This window comes from Nocardioides sp., assembly GCF_036374615.1.
Classification (GTDB): domain Bacteria; phylum Actinomycetota; class Actinomycetes; order Propionibacteriales; family Nocardioidaceae; genus Nocardioides.
On sequence record NZ_DASUTK010000236.1, the window covers coordinates 19,984 to 34,182 of the forward strand.

Here is a 14,199-nt window from a genome sequence, read left to right on the forward strand (position 1 = left end):
TCTGATGCACCGGATCGCTGTCATCCCCGGCGACGGGATCGGTCACGACGTCATCGCCGTGGCACGGTCCGTGCTCGACGCAGTCGCGGGGGCGTACGACGACCTTGCACTCGAGTACGACGAGCTCGACTGGTCCTGCCAGCGGTACGCCGAGACCGGCTCGATGATGCCGGAGGACGGGATCGACACGCTCCGGTCTTTCGACGCGATCCTGCTCGGGGCCGTCGGTTGGCCCGGTGTGCCCGACCACGTCTCGCTGTGGGGTCTGCTGATCCCCATCCGCCGGGCTTTCCGGCAGTTCGCGAACGTACGGCCCGCCCGCGGCATGCCCGGGGTCGCTGCGCCCGTGCGCGGCGCGGACGACATGGACCTGGTCGTGGTGCGGGAGAACGTGGAGGGCGAGTACAGCGAGATCGGCGGCCGCCTCAATCGCGGCTTCTCCGACGAGATGGCGGTGCAGGAGGCGGTCTTCACGCGGGTCGGCGTCGACCGGATCGTGCGGTTCGCGTTCGACCTGGCACGCGAGCGGGGAGGTCACCTGACGTCGGCCACGAAGTCGAACGGGATCGTCCACACGATGCCGTTCTGGGACGAGCGGGTGCGCGAGGTGGCCGAGGACTACCGCGATGTCGAATGGAACCAGCTCCACATCGACGCCCTCGCCGCGCGGGTCGTCTCCGACCCGGCCGGTCTCGACGTGATCGTCGCCAGCAACCTGTTCGGTGACATCCTCTCCGACCTGACCGCGGCCTCCGCCGGCTCGCTCGGAGTCGCGCCCTCGGCCAACCTCGACCCCACTTGTGAGCACCCTTCGATGTTCGAGCCCGTGCACGGCTCGGCCCCCGACATCGCGGGCCAGGGTGTCGCCAACCCGGTCGCCGCGGTCTGGTCGGCAGCCATGATGCTCGACCACCTCGGTCACGCCGAGGCGTCGGCCCACATGATGCGGGCGGTCGAGGCGTCGTTGGCCGACCCGGACACCCGCACCCGCGACCTCGGCGGAACGGCGTCCACCGAGGAGGCCGGTGCCGCCATCGTGGGGCTCGTCGCAGACCTCGCTCACTCGTCCGGCGACTGACCATCTCCGGGCCGACCCCGCCGGGGCGGCTGCAGGCCGGCGTCGATCTCGCGGGCGCGGCGCCTCTCGAAGAGCAGGATGAGCACCGCGATCCCCACCATGACGACGATGGTGGCGATCAGCCCGTAGGGGCGTAGCCCATGAAGTCGGGCACCCGGTCCATGCAGCGTCATCCGGGCACGGTGGTTGCGCGTGGCGCCCCGAAGGATGCAGCGTGTGGAGAGGGTCGACGAAAGGATCTCGGAATGCCTGAGCTGTTGGTGGACTTCATCACCTCTCTCGACGGTTACGCCTCGGCGGAGGGATGGCCGGGCTGGTGGGGCCTCGAGGGACCGGAGTACCTCGGCTGGCTGGCCGAGGCGCCGGAGCGCGACTACACCGTGCTGATGGGCGCGAACACCTACCGCTTGATGTCCGGCTTCGCCGCCTCCGGCGAGGGGCTCGACGCGCTGACCGAGGCGTCCAAGGTGGTGTTCTCCTCGACCCTGACGGAGCCGCTGGAGTGGGCGAACTCGCGGCTGGTCTCCACCGATCCGGTGGCAGCCGTGCGGTCGATGAAGACGGAAGGTTCCACCGGCATGTACACGATCGGCAGCCTCACCTTGTGCCGGTCGCTGCTCGAGGCCGGCCTGGTCGACCGGTTCCGGGTGGTGGTCTTCCCGGTCATCACCGGTGCGACGGGTCGGGAGCGGATCTACGACGAGTACCCCGACGTCGGTCTGGAGATGACGGACAGCCGCACGTTCGACGGCAGGATCCAGCTGCTGGAGTACGTCCCGCGGCTGCTCGACGGTCCACCGTCGAGCAGCGCTGCGACCTGATGCGCACGCCGCGCAGACCTGTCTCAGCCAACTTTCCGAAACCCCGGCGCGAACCACCCTGCCTGGCGCACCATGGCTGGGTGGCCGACAGTGCTACGCGACCCTCGATCGCCATGGCGTCCCGGCGCCAGGGGGGCTGGTACCCCTTGGTGGTGGCGCTGGGCTGCGCGGCGGCGTACGGCGTCTTCCTCCTGCTGCCCTACTACGTCAACCACCTCGATGCGTTCCCGCTCGAGGAGGTTGCCGCCGGTGACCACCACCCGAAGGACCTGTGGCCGCTCGACACCGCGCTCGGCGGGATCGTGTTCCGGTTGGGCGGGATCGTGACGGTGCTGGTGGGTCCCGGCGTGGAGCTGGGTGTACTGGCGTGGGCGCTGCTCTGGTTGCACCGCGATCGCGCCGCACCCTGGCGGCTGCGGGGAACCTCGCTGGTCGCGGCGGTCGTGGCGTCGAGCACGCTCGTGTGGCTCGTCACGCCGTTCGGGACTGCGCTGATGAAGTGGTGGCTCGACTAGGAACCCGGCGCTCCTGGTGTTGGGAACGGCGGATCCGCGGTGCGCTCTGATCGCCAGGGAGCGCGCCAGTCCGCGGGCTCCCAGCCGTCCATGATGTAGATCCGCTCCCGGGCCACACGTTCGCCCCGGAACTCCATGATGCTGACCGTGAACATCCACGGGGCACCGTCGTAGCTGATGAGGTACTCGGTCACGACCAGGTCCTCGCGGTGGGAGATGCGGCGCAGGTGGAACGACACCTCGGCGGGATACTGCCGCCGCCACTCCCGGAAGTTCTCCACCCCTTCGAACCGCTCCCCGGACTGCGGGAACTCCAGTACCGCGTCGTTGTGGTAGATCTCGTGCGCGACGTCCTCGTCCTTGCCGGAGTACTCCCAGTGACGGTGCAAAGCGCGCACCAGGTCCTCGTCAGCCAACATCATCTACTCCTCAGACCACGCCCGTGCCAGCGTCGCACACCGGAGGGTTGCGCGGCGAGGTGCCAGGCGCGACCCGAAAACTCGGTGTCGGACGTGCGGATTCCCGGGGACCATGGAGGGGGTCAGCGCGTTCCTGGGCGAGAGGGGGTTCCCATGGCCGACGTCGCTACATTCGACGAGTTCTACCTCGCCACCTGTGCCGACCTGCTGCGCCAGCTCACGGCCATGACGGGAGACCCCGACATGGCGCAAGACGTCCTGCAGAAGGCGTACGCACGCGCCTGGCAGCACTGGCCCGAGAGCCTGGTGTCGTGGAGCTCGGAGGACGGTTCGACGTGGCTACCTGACGAGCGACCGCCCGACGGTGATCCGATCCTGGCCTGCAACGAGCTGCGGGAGACCACTGGAGCGCGAGCACCGACGTCGGCACGGTGCGGGTCGAGCCCTTCGGAGACGTGGGAGTTCTCTACTTCAGGCCAGCAGACTGACCGCACCCGCCCTGGTCGAGGCCCTGAGAGGTTTGCGCGAGGTCCCGTCGGGTACTGCTCATGGCGGTCGCGACCGCGACCATGCTCAGCAAGGGAGGGACCTACCGTGGAAATCCTCGGTGTCATCATCGCAGGCATCATCATCGGCCTGCTCGGAAAGTTCGTGGCTCCAGGAGACAAGGACAACATCCCGATCTGGCTCACGATCCTGTGCGGTATCGGCGGAGTCCTCATCGGCTGGTTCGTCTACGACGCGTTCGGCGGCGACGTCACCTCAGGTGTCGACTGGGTGCGTTGGATCGTCTCGATCCTCGTTGCGGCCGTCCTGGTCGTGATCGCCTCGACCGTCACCGGCCGGAACACGTCCAAGCGATCGAAGGTCAAGTCGAAGCTGACGTGACCCAGCGCGCACGGCACGAGCCCCGACCGTCGACCGGTCGGGGCTCGTGCCATGAGTGCGTCGCTACCCGGGCGCCGCGTCGCCACGGCGTCGGTCCGCGAGGCTCTGGGCTTGTCCTGTGTGGATGTCGCTGACCCACTCCCAGCCAGGCTTGGCCGCGGGGCCGATCCGCGGGTCATCAGGAGCACGGCCGTCACGCAGCGCATACAGGTACGCGCGGTCCAGCTCGATCCGTGCCCGTACCTGATCTTCCCCGCCGACCGACCCGTGGCCGGGGACGACGACGGCGACGTCGTCCGCCACATCCTCGAGCAGATGCAGCCCCGTGAGGTAGTCCCCGATCGGGTCGTCGGTGCTGTCGAAGTCGTCGAGCATCGGGATGAAGACATCAGACAGCATGTCGCCTGCGGCGAGCACCCGGGAATCCTCGACCAGCAGTGCCGCATGGCCCGGGGAGTGCGCCGGATGCTCGATGATCCTGACGCGAGGGCCGTCCCATGGAATGTGCGTCGTGCCGCGGGGGAGATCCGTGATCAGGCCGAACAGGTCCAGCGGAACCTGATCGGCGATCTCCGGCGGCAGCCCGGCGGCGGCGTGGGCTTTCCAGTCCGCATCGGATCGAGCGGCCCGCATGGCATCCGCGCAACGGGCCGTCCCGTACCGCGGTGCCTCGCCGAGCTCGGCGTGCCAGAGCACGTGATCCCAGTCAGGATGCGTGGCGAAACCTGCCGCGACGGGCTGCCCCAGCTCACGCAGGTCGTTCGCGAGGCAGGTCATCTCGCCGCTAGTGATCCCGGGGTCGATGAGCAACGCGCCGGCCCGGCCCTGCACGACGACGGTGTTGTTCTGGAGCAGCTCGCTCTGGTGGACCAGTACACCTTCCGCGACCTTGGTCAGCACGGTTGGCTCCTTCCGCTGGAGATCGGCAACGGCTTGGCGTGACCGTAGTCCGTGGCGCGGGCCGCCTGGGCCGTGGGCGAGGGGTCGGTGTTCATCACAGGTTCTCCTTCTGGTGGGTGGTGTGACATGAGGCTTGGTCAGCCGGCGGCGATCAGCCCGACGGCCGCCGAGCAGAAGACCAGGCCGAGGCGCTGACCGGCGGCGAGGCGCTCGCTGAGCAGGGTCCGGGCCAGCAGCACCGTGACGGCGGGGTAGAGCGAGGCGAGCACGGCGACCACGCCGAGGTCAGCGAGGTGGCTGGCCTCGACGAAGGCGAGGGTGCCGGACACACCGAGCAGTCCCGACGCGATTCCCCAGCCGGCGGCACCTCTGCTGGGCTGCCAGGTCTGGCGCAGCGCCGTCGCGACGGCGACGGTGACGAGGGCGCCAGCCAGCTGGTTGAGGGCGAGCGGCACGGTGCCCGCCGACTCGGGGATCTGGCCGAGAGCCACGAAGAGCACGCCGAACCCGAGGCCGCCCAGCAGGCCGTCGACGAAGGCGCCGCGGTCTGCGGCCGATGCGGTGCTGACGGCCTCGGCGCCGTCCGGGACCTGGCGCGAGACCAGCCAGATCCCCGGCAGCGCGAGGACGAGCCCGATCCAGACCAGGGTGACGGGACGCTCGCCGCTGGCGAGCCCGGCCAGGACCGGCAGGACAGCGGCACCGACCGCCGAGGTGGGCGCGACCACTGCCATCCGCCCGCGGGACAGTCCTCGGAGCAGGAAGATGCTTCCGGTCGCGCTGCCGAGTCCCGCGAGGAGCGCCCATGCGAGGTGGGCCAGGGTCGGTGCGCCAGGCGAGGCGACGCCGACGATCAGCATCGCCGTGGCGCCGGTCAGCTGGCCGATGAAGACGATGGACATGGTGGGTGCTCGACGAGCCCCGGTGCCGCCGACGAAGTCTGCTGTTCCGTAGCCGATCGCCGCGAGCAGCGCCAGTGTGATCCCGATGCTCATGTCCATCCCCTCCGGAGTGGTTCGTGGTCGATGTCCTCAGCCTCGTACCGGATCGGTCCATTGCGAAGGTCCATTCGAAGTGCCTTGGAGTGGTCCATTCGCGTTCAGTCGGGTTAGCGTTGCCGCATGACCGTCGACTTCTCCGGGGTGGTGCCGGAGCTCGCGCTGGCGGTGGACCGGTCCGCCGACGTGCCGCTGGGGCACCAGGTCCAGGAGGCGCTACGGACCGCGATCCGGACGGGGAGGCTGCGTTCCGGCGAGCGACTGCCGTCGACCCGCCAGCTCGCGGACCAGCTGGGTGTCTCGCGTGGCCTGGTGGTCTCGTCGTACGAGCAGCTGCTGGCGGAGGGGTACGTCGTCTCGGCCGTCGGGTCGGGCACCCGGGTCGCCGAAGGGCTCGCTCTTGACGGCGACACCGGCCCGACTGCGGCCGCGAACGCACCACGGCCGGACCCGGAAGCGGTGCCGCACATCGACTTCGGCTACGGCGTACCGGACCTGCGTGCGTTTCCGACCCGTGACTGGCTGTGGGCGCTGGGCGACGCCATCAAGGCGATGCCGATCGCCGATCTCGGTGACGGCACCGCCGAGGGAGACCTGCAGCTCCGCACGGTGCTCGCCGGCTACCACCGGCGGGTGCGGGCCGGACACGCCGACCCCGCGGACACGATCGTGGTGGGCGGATTCCGACAGGGACTGACGTTCGTCCTCGGCGCCCTCCAAGCGCACGGCATCGAGCGGATCGGGCTGGAGGACCCGGGTCCCCGGGACCACGACCACATCGCGCGCCGTGCCGGCCTGCGAGTGTCGGCCATCCCCGTCGACGCTGAAGGGGTCCGGGTCGACCACCTGCGTGCCAGCGGCGCTCGCGCCGTGCTGCTGACGCCCGCCCACCAGTGCCCGACCGGGGCGGTGCTGAGTCCGACCCGTCGCCACGAGCTGGTGCAGTGGGCCCACGAGGTCGACGGAGTGATCCTCGAGGACGACTACGACGCCGAGTTCCGCTACGACCGGCAACCGGTCGGTTCGCTCCAGGGCCTGGCGCCGGACCGCGTCGTGGCACTGGGATCGGTCAGCAAGACCCTGGCGCCTGCCCTCCGCATCGGCTGGATCTTCACACCGCCGCGATTCCGCGCCGGCATCCTGACCGAGAAGTCCCTCTCGTGCCGCGGCGTCCCCCAGCTCGACCAGGCGGCGCTGGCACGGCTGATCGAAACCGGCCGTTTCGACCGGCACCTCCGCAAGGTCAGGGACCGCTACCGCCAGCGCCGCGACGCCCTCGTGGCGGCCGTGGCAGAGACCATGGCAGGGGCCACCATCACCGGGCTCGACGCCGGACACCACGCCCTGCTCCGGCTCCCGGCCGGGGTGGACGAGGAGCGGGTCGTCAGGCACGCCGGCGCCGCAGGAGTCGCCGTACGAGGACTCAGCGACTACCGGGTCACACCCGACGACGAGGCTCCGCGCGACGTCCTTCCGCCCGCCCTGGTCATCGGGTTCGGGAACGTGACCACTCGCCAGATCCGAGAGGGCATCGGCGTCCTGGGCGAGCTGGTCGCGGCGAGAGCGGGCTGAGCCGGCTCCGACAGACGTGTGTGCACATGCCGGCTCACAGCTCCGGCGGCGGTCCGACCATCTCGATGCCGAACCGAGCCATCCCCGCCATCAGGGCCTCCATGTCCGGCTGGCTCGGTGGGGGCAATGTGCGGGAGGCGGCCGCGTGCCCGGTGGAGAGAAAGAATTCCTCGCACGCACCCGGTAGCAGCAGGATCACCATCCGGGCGGTCTCTGAGCGGACCACGTAGGTGTGGGCCCGTTCGCGCGGGCCGAAGATGTAGGTGCCTGCACCGGTGAGGTGCTCCTGGCCGTCCACGAAGAAGGACACCTCGCCGTCGAGGACGATCCACGCCTCGTCCTCGCGGGTGTGTCGGTGGAGCGGCGGCGCGGAGCCGCGGGGGAGCAGCTGCTCGGCCACCGACAGGGCGCCACCGGTCGCGGCAGCCGGGATCTTCCACGTCCACAGTGCGTCGAGGTGCCAGGTGGCTCGGCCTTCGCCGGGGTGCACGATCAGCCCGGGAGCGGCGGCATTCATGAGATTCCCTTCGGTCGAGGCGGTCGGCCCCGATGCCGACCACCTCTCACGAACGTGTCACGACGTCGGCCCGGATGTCACGGACATACGCGTGACCGCGCGGGACATCCCCCTACGTCCCACGCGGCCACGCAGCTCAGGCACTCACGGTCAGGCTGACGCCGACAACCTCCCGAACCCACTGCGGTGGAAGATCAGCGGCATCGACGCCTCGGCGTGCGCGACGGCGTGCAGCTGGAGCAGCACGATCACGTGGTCTCCGGCCTGCACCTCCTCGTGGATCGTGCAGTCGAACTGCGCCACCCCGTCGTCGAGCGTGAGCGCTCCCTGGCCCGTGACCGAGCAGGTCAGCCCGTCGAACCGGTGGTCGACCGGGCCGGCGAGCTGCCGGCACACCTCGCCGTGGTCCTCGCGGAGGATGGTCACCCCCACGTGGTCACAGCGGCGCAGCGTCGGCCAGGTCTTGGACGTCGCCGCGATGGAGAAGGACACCAGGGGTGGTTCGAGGCTGACCGAGGTGAACGAGCTCGCGGCCAAGCCGATCGGAGCGCCGTCCACGATGGCGGCGACCGCCACCACCCCGCTGGGAAAGACGCCGAACGCCTCCCGCAACCGCGCCGAGTCGAGGTCCTGGTTGGTCGTCAGCGGGGGCTGGGTCATGCGACCACACCCAGCGCCTCGTGAGTCAGCGCGTCGATGAGCGGGCGTATCTCGCGCAGCCACGAGCCGTACGCATCGGGGTCGTCGTACAGGCTGTCGAGCTGGTAGTGCCCGCGCACCGTGGTGGCCCCGAGCTCGGTCAGCACCGGCCGCAGCGACAGCTCCGGCGCCAGCGCGTGGCCCAGCCCCGCACCGAGCATGAGAGGCACGACGACGCCGCGCAGCCCACCGGGCGGGAAGCGGTCGAGGAACAGCTTCAGCAGGCCCGTGTACGTGCCCTTGTACGTCGGGCTCGCCACCACCACGACGTCCGTCGCGCCGACGTCGGACACCCAGGACGTCACGGACGCGTCCTCCCAGTCCAGCAGTGCCGGTCCCAGCGTGGCCAGGTCCAGGACCAGGTCCGGCTCGCGCCCGGCCAGCCCCCGCGCCACCAGCTGAGCCGCCGCCAGCGTGCGCGACGCGGGCTTGGGGTTGCCGACGACAACGGCGATCCGCGCGGTCACGAGGCGGCTCCGAGCGCCTCAGCGTGCCGTCCCTGCCGCCCCGGCACCGGCAGGCCGTAGTGCTCGCGCAGCGTCGAGCCGTCGTAGTCGTAGCGGAACAACCCGCGCTTCCTGAGAACCGGAATGACGTGGTCGACGAAGTCCTCGAGGCCGGACGGCATCGCCGCCGGCATCACGTTGAACCCGTCGGCCGCACCGTTCACGAACCAGGTGTGCATCGAGTCCGCGATCTGCTCCGGCGTACCGGCCAAGGTGCGGTGGCCGCGCCCGCCGGCGAGCTTGGCGAGGATCTGGCGGACCGTGAGGTTGTCACGGCGGGCGAGCTCGACGGTGAGCTCGTACCGCGTCCGGTTCCCCTCGATCTTCTCGGCCGGCCGGATGTCCGTGGGGAGCGGCGCGTCGAGGTCGATCTGGTCGGCGGGAACGCCGATGTCGCTCGCGAGCTGCTGCAGCGCGTGCGTGTGCACGAGCAGGTCGTCGAGCTCCCGCTCCTTGGCGAGCGCCTCCTCCTCGGTGCCACCGATGATCGGCACGATGCCGGGCAGCACCTTGACGTGGTCTGGGTTGCGCCCGTACTCCGTGGTCGCCTGCTTAAGCTCCCGGTAGAACTTCTGGCCCTCCTCGAGGGTCCGCTGCGCGGTGAAGACCGCCTCGGCGTACGCCGCCGCGAGCGCGATCCCGGGGCCGGACGAGCCGGCCTGCACGATCACGGGTCGGCCCTGCTCGCTGCGGCCGACCGTGAGAGGGCCGCGGACGGAGAAGTGCTGGCCGTGGTGCTCGAGGCTACGGATCTTGGCGGGGTCGGTGTGGACGCCCGAGGCCTTGTCGCCGACCTCCGCGTCGTCGTCCCACCCGTCCCAGAGTCCGAGCACGACCTCGACGAACTCGTCGGCGCGGGCGTAGCGCTCGGCGTGGGTCGGGTTCTCCGTGTAGCCGAAGTTGGCACCGGCGTCGAGGGCCGCCGTGGTGACGACGTTCCACCCGGCGCGGCCGTTGCTGATCGCATCGAGCGACGCGAACCGACGGGCGAGGTTGTAGGGCTCCTCGTACGTCGTGGACGCGGTGGCGATCAGGCCGATCCGCTCGGTCACCGATGCCATGGCGGCGAGCAGCAGTGTCGGCTCCAACGTGGTCGGTGGCCGGCGCGCGGGGTTGTTGAACAGCGAGGGGCTGTCGGCGAAGAACACCGAGTCCATCGCGCCGCGCTCGGCGATCTTGGCGAGGTTCTGGAAGTGCTCGACCTTGCGGGCGGCACCCGGGTCGCTCTCGGGGAGCCGCCACGATGCCTCGTGGTGGCCGGTGCTCATGAGGAAGGCGTTGAGGGTGAGCTGTCGGGACATGCGCGTATCTCCTTGTGCTCTCAGTGGATGTGTCGGTTGGGGGACTCAGGCGCGCCAGCGTGAGAAGCGCCGCTCGAGCGCGACCAGCCCGTAGTTGACGGCCAGCCCGAGTGCAGTGGTGGTGAGGATCGCGGCGTACATCTGCGGGATCAGGAAGTTGTACTGGGAGTAGTTGATGAGGTAGCCCAACCCCGCGGTGGCGCCGATCATCTCGGCGGCGATCAGCACCAGGATCGCGGCGGCGCCGGCGATCCGGATGCCGGTGAAGATCGTCGGCAGCGCGGCCGGGAACACGACCTTGCGGAACGTCGTCGCCGACGACAGCCCCAGCACGCGGGCCGATCGCAGCAGCTGCTTGTCCACGGACTCCACCCCGCTGATGGTGGTGAGCAGGATCGGGAAGAAGCAGGCGTACAGGACGATCGCGACCTTCGAGGTCTCGCCGATGCCGAGCACCAGCACGAAGACCGGCAGCAGCGCGAGCGCCGCCGTGTTCCGGAACAGCTCGAGGACCGGGGACACCAGCTGGCGCACCGGCGGGAACCAAGCGATGGCCGTACCCAACGGGATCGCGACCGCGACCGCCAGGAAGAAGCCGCCCGCCGATCGGACCAGGCTCGCGCTGAGGTGCTCCCACAGCTTGCCGGTGGTCAGCATCTCCCACCACGCCACGCCCACGTCGGAGAGGGGGGAGACGAAGTAGGGGTCGACGAGCCCGTACGTCGGCGCGAGCTGCCACACGACGGCGAGCGCGACGATGCCGATGATGCCGCGGGTCCAGCGCGCCGCGCGTGCCCGGCCGGCCCGCTCAGTGCCGACCCGACGGCCGCCAGCCTGGGCGGCCTGGCGGGGGTTGAGCTCCTGCTCGGTGCGTTCTGCGAGGAGGCTAGGCAACGCGATGCACCTCCTCCTGAGCCGCGGTGCTGAGCACTGGCTGCCGCAGGTGCTCCCAGATCTGATGGCGGTACTTGGCGAACTGGGCGGAGGAGCGTACGTCGGACTCGTCCGTCGTCCGGTCGAGGACGACGTTGATGGTCTCCACGATCCGGCCCGGCCGGGTGCTCATGACCGCGACCCGCTGGCCGAGGAACACGGCCTCCTCGATGTCGTGGGTGATGAAGACGATCGTCGTGCCGGTCCGCCTCCAGATCTGGAGCAGCTCCTCCTGGAGCCGCTCGCGGGTCTGCGCGTCGAGCGCGCCGAACGGCTCGTCCATCAGCAGCACCTGCGGTTGGTACGACAGGCTCCTGGCGATCGCGACCCGCTGCTTCATGCCGCCCGAGAGCTCGTGTGGGTAGCGGTCGGCGAACTCGGTGAGGCCGACCAGCTCGAGGTACTGCCGCGCGAGCTGCTTGCGCTCGGCCTTCTTGCGGCCGCCCACGGCCTCGAGCGCGAAATCGATGTTGCCGAGCGCCGTACGCCACGGGAGCAGGGTGTACTGCTGGAACACCACACCCCGGTCGAGGCCGGGACCCGTGACCCGCTTCCCACCGATGTCGACGGACCCGGCGGTGGGCGTCGTGAGCCCGCAGACGAGGTCGAGGACCGTCGACTTGCCGCAGCCGCTGGGGCCGACGATGGTCAGGATCTCGCCCTGCTTGACGTCGAGGTCGAGCCGGTCGAGGGCGACGAAGTCGTGTGCGGCCCGGTCGCCCTGGCCGCGGACACGGAACACCTGGCGTACGTCGCGGAGCTGGATCTTGCTCGTCATGTCAGTCCTCCTTCGCGAACGGGTTGTACTCGTTGGTGTAGAGCTCCGACGGCTCGATCGAGCCGGCCTCGACCTCGCCCTCCGCCTCGAGCCACTCGAGCCAGAGCGTGAAGTCCTCGTCGCGGACGACACCGCCCTTCGACGGGACACCGGTGCCGCGCCACAGGTCGAGTGCCGCGGCGTAGTCACCCCGGTCGTGCTCCTCGAGATAGCCCTGCATCACCTCTCGGACCTCGTCGACGGAGTGGCTCTGTGCGTAGTCCACGGCCTTGGCGACCGCCTCCACGAACTGCTGGGTCGTGGTCGGATTCTGCGCGATGAAGCGCTCGGTCATGGCGAAGCTGCCGCCGTTGTATGGCCCGATGAGCTCGAGGTCGTTGACGACCTCGGTGAGACCCCCGCGCTGGAGGGCGGCTTCCTTCAGCGCATTGCTCAGGTACCCCGCATCGACCTGTCCCTCGCGCAGGGCTGCCTCGGTGTTGATGCTCGGGAGCGGAACCAGTGTGATCTGGTCGATCTCATCCTGAGTCAGACCTTCCTCGACGAAGTACGTGTCGAGCACTGCCTCGTTGTTGGCGCCCAGGGTGTTGACGGCGATCTTCTTGCCGACGAAGTCCGACGCCTCGTCCAGCTGCGAACCCTTCTTGACCAGGAGCGAGCCGCTGACGTCCCCCTCGGTGCCGTAGTAGGCGACAACGGCCTTGATTGGCGCTCCGGTCGAGGCGAGCTTGGCGATCGCCCCGTTGAACGCGGCGCCGTAGTCCACCTGGTTGGTCGCCGCTGCCCGCAGGCTCTCGGGTCCGCCCTGGACGTCGCCGATCCTGTCCAGCTGGATGCCGGTTCCGTCGAAGTAGCCGAGGGCATCGGCCAGCTCGGCAGGGTCGACCATCCCGGTGTAGCTCTGGTACCGGATCGTCTTGGTCTCTCCCTCCGCCCCGCTGCTGGCGTTGCACGCACTGACACCCCCGGCGACGAGCAGGGTTGCTGCCATCGCGCCGGTGAGGCGCCGAGATCTCGAGTGGCTCACAAGGCTGTCCCTTCATCAATCTGTCTAATGTCGATCGAGATAATACAGATTGAAGCGAGGATTGGTCCGGAGGGTCGCGTGGTGGGCGGGTCGCCCCCTGCGTCAACTCAGGTTGACACGACGCCTCCTGTCAACTACGGTTGACAGCATGGCCCAGAGAGCGCTGATCGACTCGGCTGCCGGTGACGACCCCGGCACCGGACTCAGGGCAGTCCGGTCGCTGCGGGAGCTCGCTGACCGCCTCGAGACGCTGCAGGTGTCACGAGCGCGCGAGCTCGGCTGGTCCTGGCAGGAAGTGGCTGACGCGTTGGGCGTCACGAGGCAGGCGGTTCACAAGAAGCACGGCAGGAGTACCTGATGTTCGAACGGTTCACCAAGGAGGCACGCGCAGCAGTCGTCGGCGCGCAGGACGTCGCTCGCGAGGCAGGCGCCCGCAGCATCGACACCAGGCACCTTCTGGTCGCCCTGCTCGAGCGCCCCGGCCCGGCGCTGCATGCGCTCCGGGCGATCGAGGTCGACGTCGAGGCAGTGCTCGCGCAAGCCCGAGCCGACGTGCGCGCCGGCGGCATCGACGCCGATGCGCTCGCGGGCATCGGCATCGACCTGGACGCCGTACGTCGCCAGGCGGACGCCGTCTTCGGCCCTGACGCACTTGAGCGGGCCGGTCGGAAGTCGGCTGGACACATCCCGTTCACGACCGATGCCAAGAAGGCACTCGAGCTGGCGTTACGCGAGGCGATCCGGTTGAAGCACAAGAGGCTCGGCGGCAGCCACCTCATGCTCGGCATCCTGCGGGCCAAGAGTCCCGGTCGGGCCCTCCTCGAGCACACCGGCGTGGACACCGATGCGTTCCGTACTGCCCTGGAGGAACAGCCGAAGGCTGCCTGACGCCAGAGATCGGAGACTGGTGTCGGAGGTGCTACGCCCTATGAGGCTGACGTTGTCGTGGCGAGAAGGCGTCGCGCTCGACGTCCCAGATCGCTCAGATCCACCCGACCCTCCTCAGCCGCGGCCGCCAGGCGCGCGGCGAGGTCCATGGCCTCGTCGAGCTCGGGTGCAGCGGCAGCCGACTCCTGGCCCATGTCGCGAAGGATCGTGATCTCCGTCCTCGACGCGATCAACGGATCGGCGACGCCGTCGATCCAGACTCGAGTGCGTCGGCCATCGCCGCGTTCTTCTCCGGTGATGCGCTCCAAGGCGTAGATGCGGTCCGCGCGCGCGAACTTGCCGAAGCCCAACGCCACCAT

The 14,199-nt window shown here is 69.6% G+C and carries 19 protein-coding genes; 7 read left to right on the plus strand and 12 right to left on the minus strand.

Translation table 11 applies throughout. The features are described 5' to 3' along the window. The first annotated feature begins 4 nt into the window (after window positions 1-4). Window positions 5-1,078: a tartrate dehydrogenase gene (locus VFZ39_RS18650; RefSeq protein WP_330867305.1), complete on the plus strand. Its 1,074-nt coding sequence runs from the start codon at window positions 5-7 to the stop codon at window positions 1,076-1,078. On the opposite strand, the gene VFZ39_RS18655 is transcribed toward VFZ39_RS18650, so the two are convergent. Further along, on the minus strand, window positions 1,060-1,251 hold the full coding sequence (locus tag VFZ39_RS18655) for a hypothetical protein (protein WP_330867306.1): 192 nt from the start codon (window positions 1,249-1,251) through the stop codon (window positions 1,060-1,062). The genes VFZ39_RS18650 and VFZ39_RS18655 overlap by 19 nt on opposite strands. Before the next feature lie 72 nt (window positions 1,252-1,323). Here VFZ39_RS18655 and VFZ39_RS18660 point away from each other — a divergent pair, with 72 nt between their 5' ends. Both VFZ39_RS18660 and VFZ39_RS18665 read left to right on the plus strand, forming a co-directional pair. Further along, entirely contained in the window at window positions 1,324-1,899 is a 576-nt protein-coding gene (locus VFZ39_RS18660) for a dihydrofolate reductase family protein (RefSeq protein ID WP_330867307.1), read from the plus strand. 80 nt (window positions 1,900-1,979) lie between these two features. After that, window positions 1,980-2,414, plus strand: a complete 435-nt coding sequence (locus VFZ39_RS18665) for a hypothetical protein (protein ID WP_330867308.1) — start codon at window positions 1,980-1,982, stop codon at window positions 2,412-2,414. On the opposite strand, the gene VFZ39_RS18670 is transcribed toward VFZ39_RS18665, so the two are convergent. Further along, entirely contained in the window at window positions 2,411-2,833 is a 423-nt protein-coding gene (locus tag VFZ39_RS18670) for a nuclear transport factor 2 family protein (protein ID WP_330867309.1), read from the minus strand. The two genes, VFZ39_RS18665 and VFZ39_RS18670, sit on opposite strands and share 4 nt — an antisense overlap. A 594-nt stretch (window positions 2,834-3,427) precedes the next feature. On the opposite strand from VFZ39_RS18670, the gene VFZ39_RS18675 reads away from it, so the two are divergent. Next, a complete protein-coding gene (locus VFZ39_RS18675) occupies window positions 3,428-3,721 on the plus strand; it encodes a GlsB/YeaQ/YmgE family stress response membrane protein (RefSeq protein WP_330867310.1) in 294 nt (97 codons plus the stop codon). A gap of 63 nt (window positions 3,722-3,784) precedes the next feature. Here the strand turns inward: VFZ39_RS18675 and VFZ39_RS18680 are convergent, their stop codons facing one another. Continuing rightward, the gene (locus VFZ39_RS18680; protein ID WP_330867311.1) at window positions 3,785-4,621 is read right to left on the minus strand and encodes an MBL fold metallo-hydrolase; all 837 of its coding nucleotides are present in this window, start codon (window positions 4,619-4,621) and stop codon (window positions 3,785-3,787) included. A 137-nt stretch (window positions 4,622-4,758) separates the two neighbouring features. After that, window positions 4,759-5,616, minus strand: a complete 858-nt coding sequence (locus VFZ39_RS18685; protein ID WP_330867312.1) for an EamA family transporter — start codon at window positions 5,614-5,616, stop codon at window positions 4,759-4,761. Window positions 5,617-5,742: 126 nt separating this feature from the next. Here VFZ39_RS18685 and VFZ39_RS18690 point away from each other — a divergent pair, with 126 nt between their 5' ends. Next, complete coding sequence (locus VFZ39_RS18690; protein WP_330867313.1) at window positions 5,743-7,191, plus strand: PLP-dependent aminotransferase family protein; 1,449 nt, start codon at window positions 5,743-5,745, stop codon at window positions 7,189-7,191. A 34-nt stretch (window positions 7,192-7,225) separates the two neighbouring features. On the opposite strand, the gene VFZ39_RS18695 is transcribed toward VFZ39_RS18690, so the two are convergent. The 7 genes from VFZ39_RS18695 to VFZ39_RS18725 all read right to left on the minus strand — a co-directional run bounded on the left by VFZ39_RS18695 (window position 7,226) and on the right by VFZ39_RS18725 (window position 12,916). Continuing rightward, window positions 7,226-7,708 carry a cupin domain-containing protein gene (locus tag VFZ39_RS18695; RefSeq protein WP_330867314.1) on the minus strand — a complete coding sequence of 161 codons (483 nt, stop codon included), beginning with the start codon at window positions 7,706-7,708 and terminating at the stop codon, window positions 7,226-7,228. A 150-nt stretch (window positions 7,709-7,858) separates the two neighbouring features. Next, entirely contained in the window at window positions 7,859-8,368 is a 510-nt protein-coding gene (locus tag VFZ39_RS18700) for a flavin reductase family protein (protein WP_330867315.1), read from the minus strand. After that, the gene (locus tag VFZ39_RS18705) at window positions 8,365-8,874 is read right to left on the minus strand and encodes an NAD(P)H-dependent oxidoreductase (RefSeq protein ID WP_330867316.1); all 510 of its coding nucleotides are present in this window, start codon (window positions 8,872-8,874) and stop codon (window positions 8,365-8,367) included. The genes VFZ39_RS18700 and VFZ39_RS18705 overlap by 4 nt, the downstream gene beginning before the upstream one ends. Further along, window positions 8,871-10,214 (minus strand): LLM class flavin-dependent oxidoreductase, encoded by a 1,344-nt coding sequence (locus VFZ39_RS18710; RefSeq protein WP_330867317.1) that lies wholly within the window; start codon window positions 10,212-10,214, stop codon window positions 8,871-8,873. Before VFZ39_RS18710 ends, VFZ39_RS18705 begins: the two co-directional genes overlap by 4 nt. A gap of 45 nt (window positions 10,215-10,259) precedes the next feature. Further along, on the minus strand, window positions 10,260-11,108 hold the full coding sequence (locus VFZ39_RS18715; RefSeq protein ID WP_330867318.1) for an ABC transporter permease: 849 nt from the start codon (window positions 11,106-11,108) through the stop codon (window positions 10,260-10,262). Next, window positions 11,101-11,925, minus strand: a complete 825-nt coding sequence (locus VFZ39_RS18720) for an ABC transporter ATP-binding protein (RefSeq protein WP_330867319.1) — start codon at window positions 11,923-11,925, stop codon at window positions 11,101-11,103. The genes VFZ39_RS18715 and VFZ39_RS18720 overlap by 8 nt, the downstream gene beginning before the upstream one ends. Before the next feature lies 1 nt (window position 11,926). Next, window positions 11,927-12,916: an ABC transporter substrate-binding protein gene (locus tag VFZ39_RS18725; protein WP_330867320.1), complete on the minus strand. Its 990-nt coding sequence runs from the start codon at window positions 12,914-12,916 to the stop codon at window positions 11,927-11,929. Window positions 12,917-13,100: 184 nt separating this feature from the next. Between VFZ39_RS18725 and VFZ39_RS18730 the strand changes: the two genes are divergently transcribed. Together VFZ39_RS18730 and VFZ39_RS18735 are read left to right on the plus strand one after the other, a co-directional pair. After that, window positions 13,101-13,310, plus strand: coding sequence for an RNA polymerase subunit sigma-70 (locus tag VFZ39_RS18730; protein WP_330867321.1), 210 nt, complete (start codon window positions 13,101-13,103; stop codon window positions 13,308-13,310). Then, window positions 13,310-13,840 carry a Clp protease N-terminal domain-containing protein gene (locus tag VFZ39_RS18735; RefSeq protein ID WP_330867322.1) on the plus strand — a complete coding sequence of 177 codons (531 nt, stop codon included), beginning with the start codon at window positions 13,310-13,312 and terminating at the stop codon, window positions 13,838-13,840. Before VFZ39_RS18730 ends, VFZ39_RS18735 begins: the two co-directional genes overlap by 1 nt. A gap of 38 nt (window positions 13,841-13,878) precedes the next feature. Here VFZ39_RS18735 and VFZ39_RS18740 read toward each other — a convergent pair. Then, a partial coding sequence (locus VFZ39_RS18740; RefSeq protein ID WP_330867323.1) for a hypothetical protein occupies window positions 13,879-14,199 on the minus strand: 321 nt, incomplete at its 5' end.

Excerpts from the sequence above, each read along its gene's own strand:
- VFZ39_RS18655 (WP_330867306.1), bottom strand. The coding sequence starts at position 1,251 with ATGACGCTGCATGGACCGGGTGCCCGACTTCATGGGCTACGCCCCTAC.
- VFZ39_RS18690 (WP_330867313.1), top strand. The coding sequence starts at position 5,743 with ATGACCGTCGACTTCTCCGGGGTGGTGCCGGAGCTCGCGCTGGCGGTG.
- VFZ39_RS18710 (WP_330867317.1), bottom strand. The coding sequence starts at position 10,214 with ATGTCCCGACAGCTCACCCTCAACGCCTTCCTCATGAGCACCGGCCAC.
- VFZ39_RS18660 (WP_330867307.1), top strand. The coding sequence starts at position 1,324 with ATGCCTGAGCTGTTGGTGGACTTCATCACCTCTCTCGACGGTTACGCC.
- VFZ39_RS18700 (WP_330867315.1), bottom strand. The coding sequence starts at position 8,368 with ATGACCCAGCCCCCGCTGACGACCAACCAGGACCTCGACTCGGCGCGG.
- VFZ39_RS18735 (WP_330867322.1), top strand. The coding sequence starts at position 13,310 with ATGTTCGAACGGTTCACCAAGGAGGCACGCGCAGCAGTCGTCGGCGCG.
- VFZ39_RS18720 (WP_330867319.1), bottom strand. The coding sequence starts at position 11,925 with ATGACGAGCAAGATCCAGCTCCGCGACGTACGCCAGGTGTTCCGTGTC.
- VFZ39_RS18685 (WP_330867312.1), bottom strand. The coding sequence starts at position 5,616 with ATGAGCATCGGGATCACACTGGCGCTGCTCGCGGCGATCGGCTACGGA.
- VFZ39_RS18695 (WP_330867314.1), bottom strand. The coding sequence starts at position 7,708 with ATGAATGCCGCCGCTCCCGGGCTGATCGTGCACCCCGGCGAAGGCCGA.
- VFZ39_RS18725 (WP_330867320.1), bottom strand. The coding sequence starts at position 12,916 with ATGGCAGCAACCCTGCTCGTCGCCGGGGGTGTCAGTGCGTGCAACGCC.
- VFZ39_RS18650 (WP_330867305.1), top strand. The coding sequence starts at position 5 with ATGCACCGGATCGCTGTCATCCCCGGCGACGGGATCGGTCACGACGTC.
- VFZ39_RS18670 (WP_330867309.1), bottom strand. The coding sequence starts at position 2,833 with ATGTTGGCTGACGAGGACCTGGTGCGCGCTTTGCACCGTCACTGGGAG.
- VFZ39_RS18730 (WP_330867321.1), top strand. The coding sequence starts at position 13,101 with ATGGCCCAGAGAGCGCTGATCGACTCGGCTGCCGGTGACGACCCCGGC.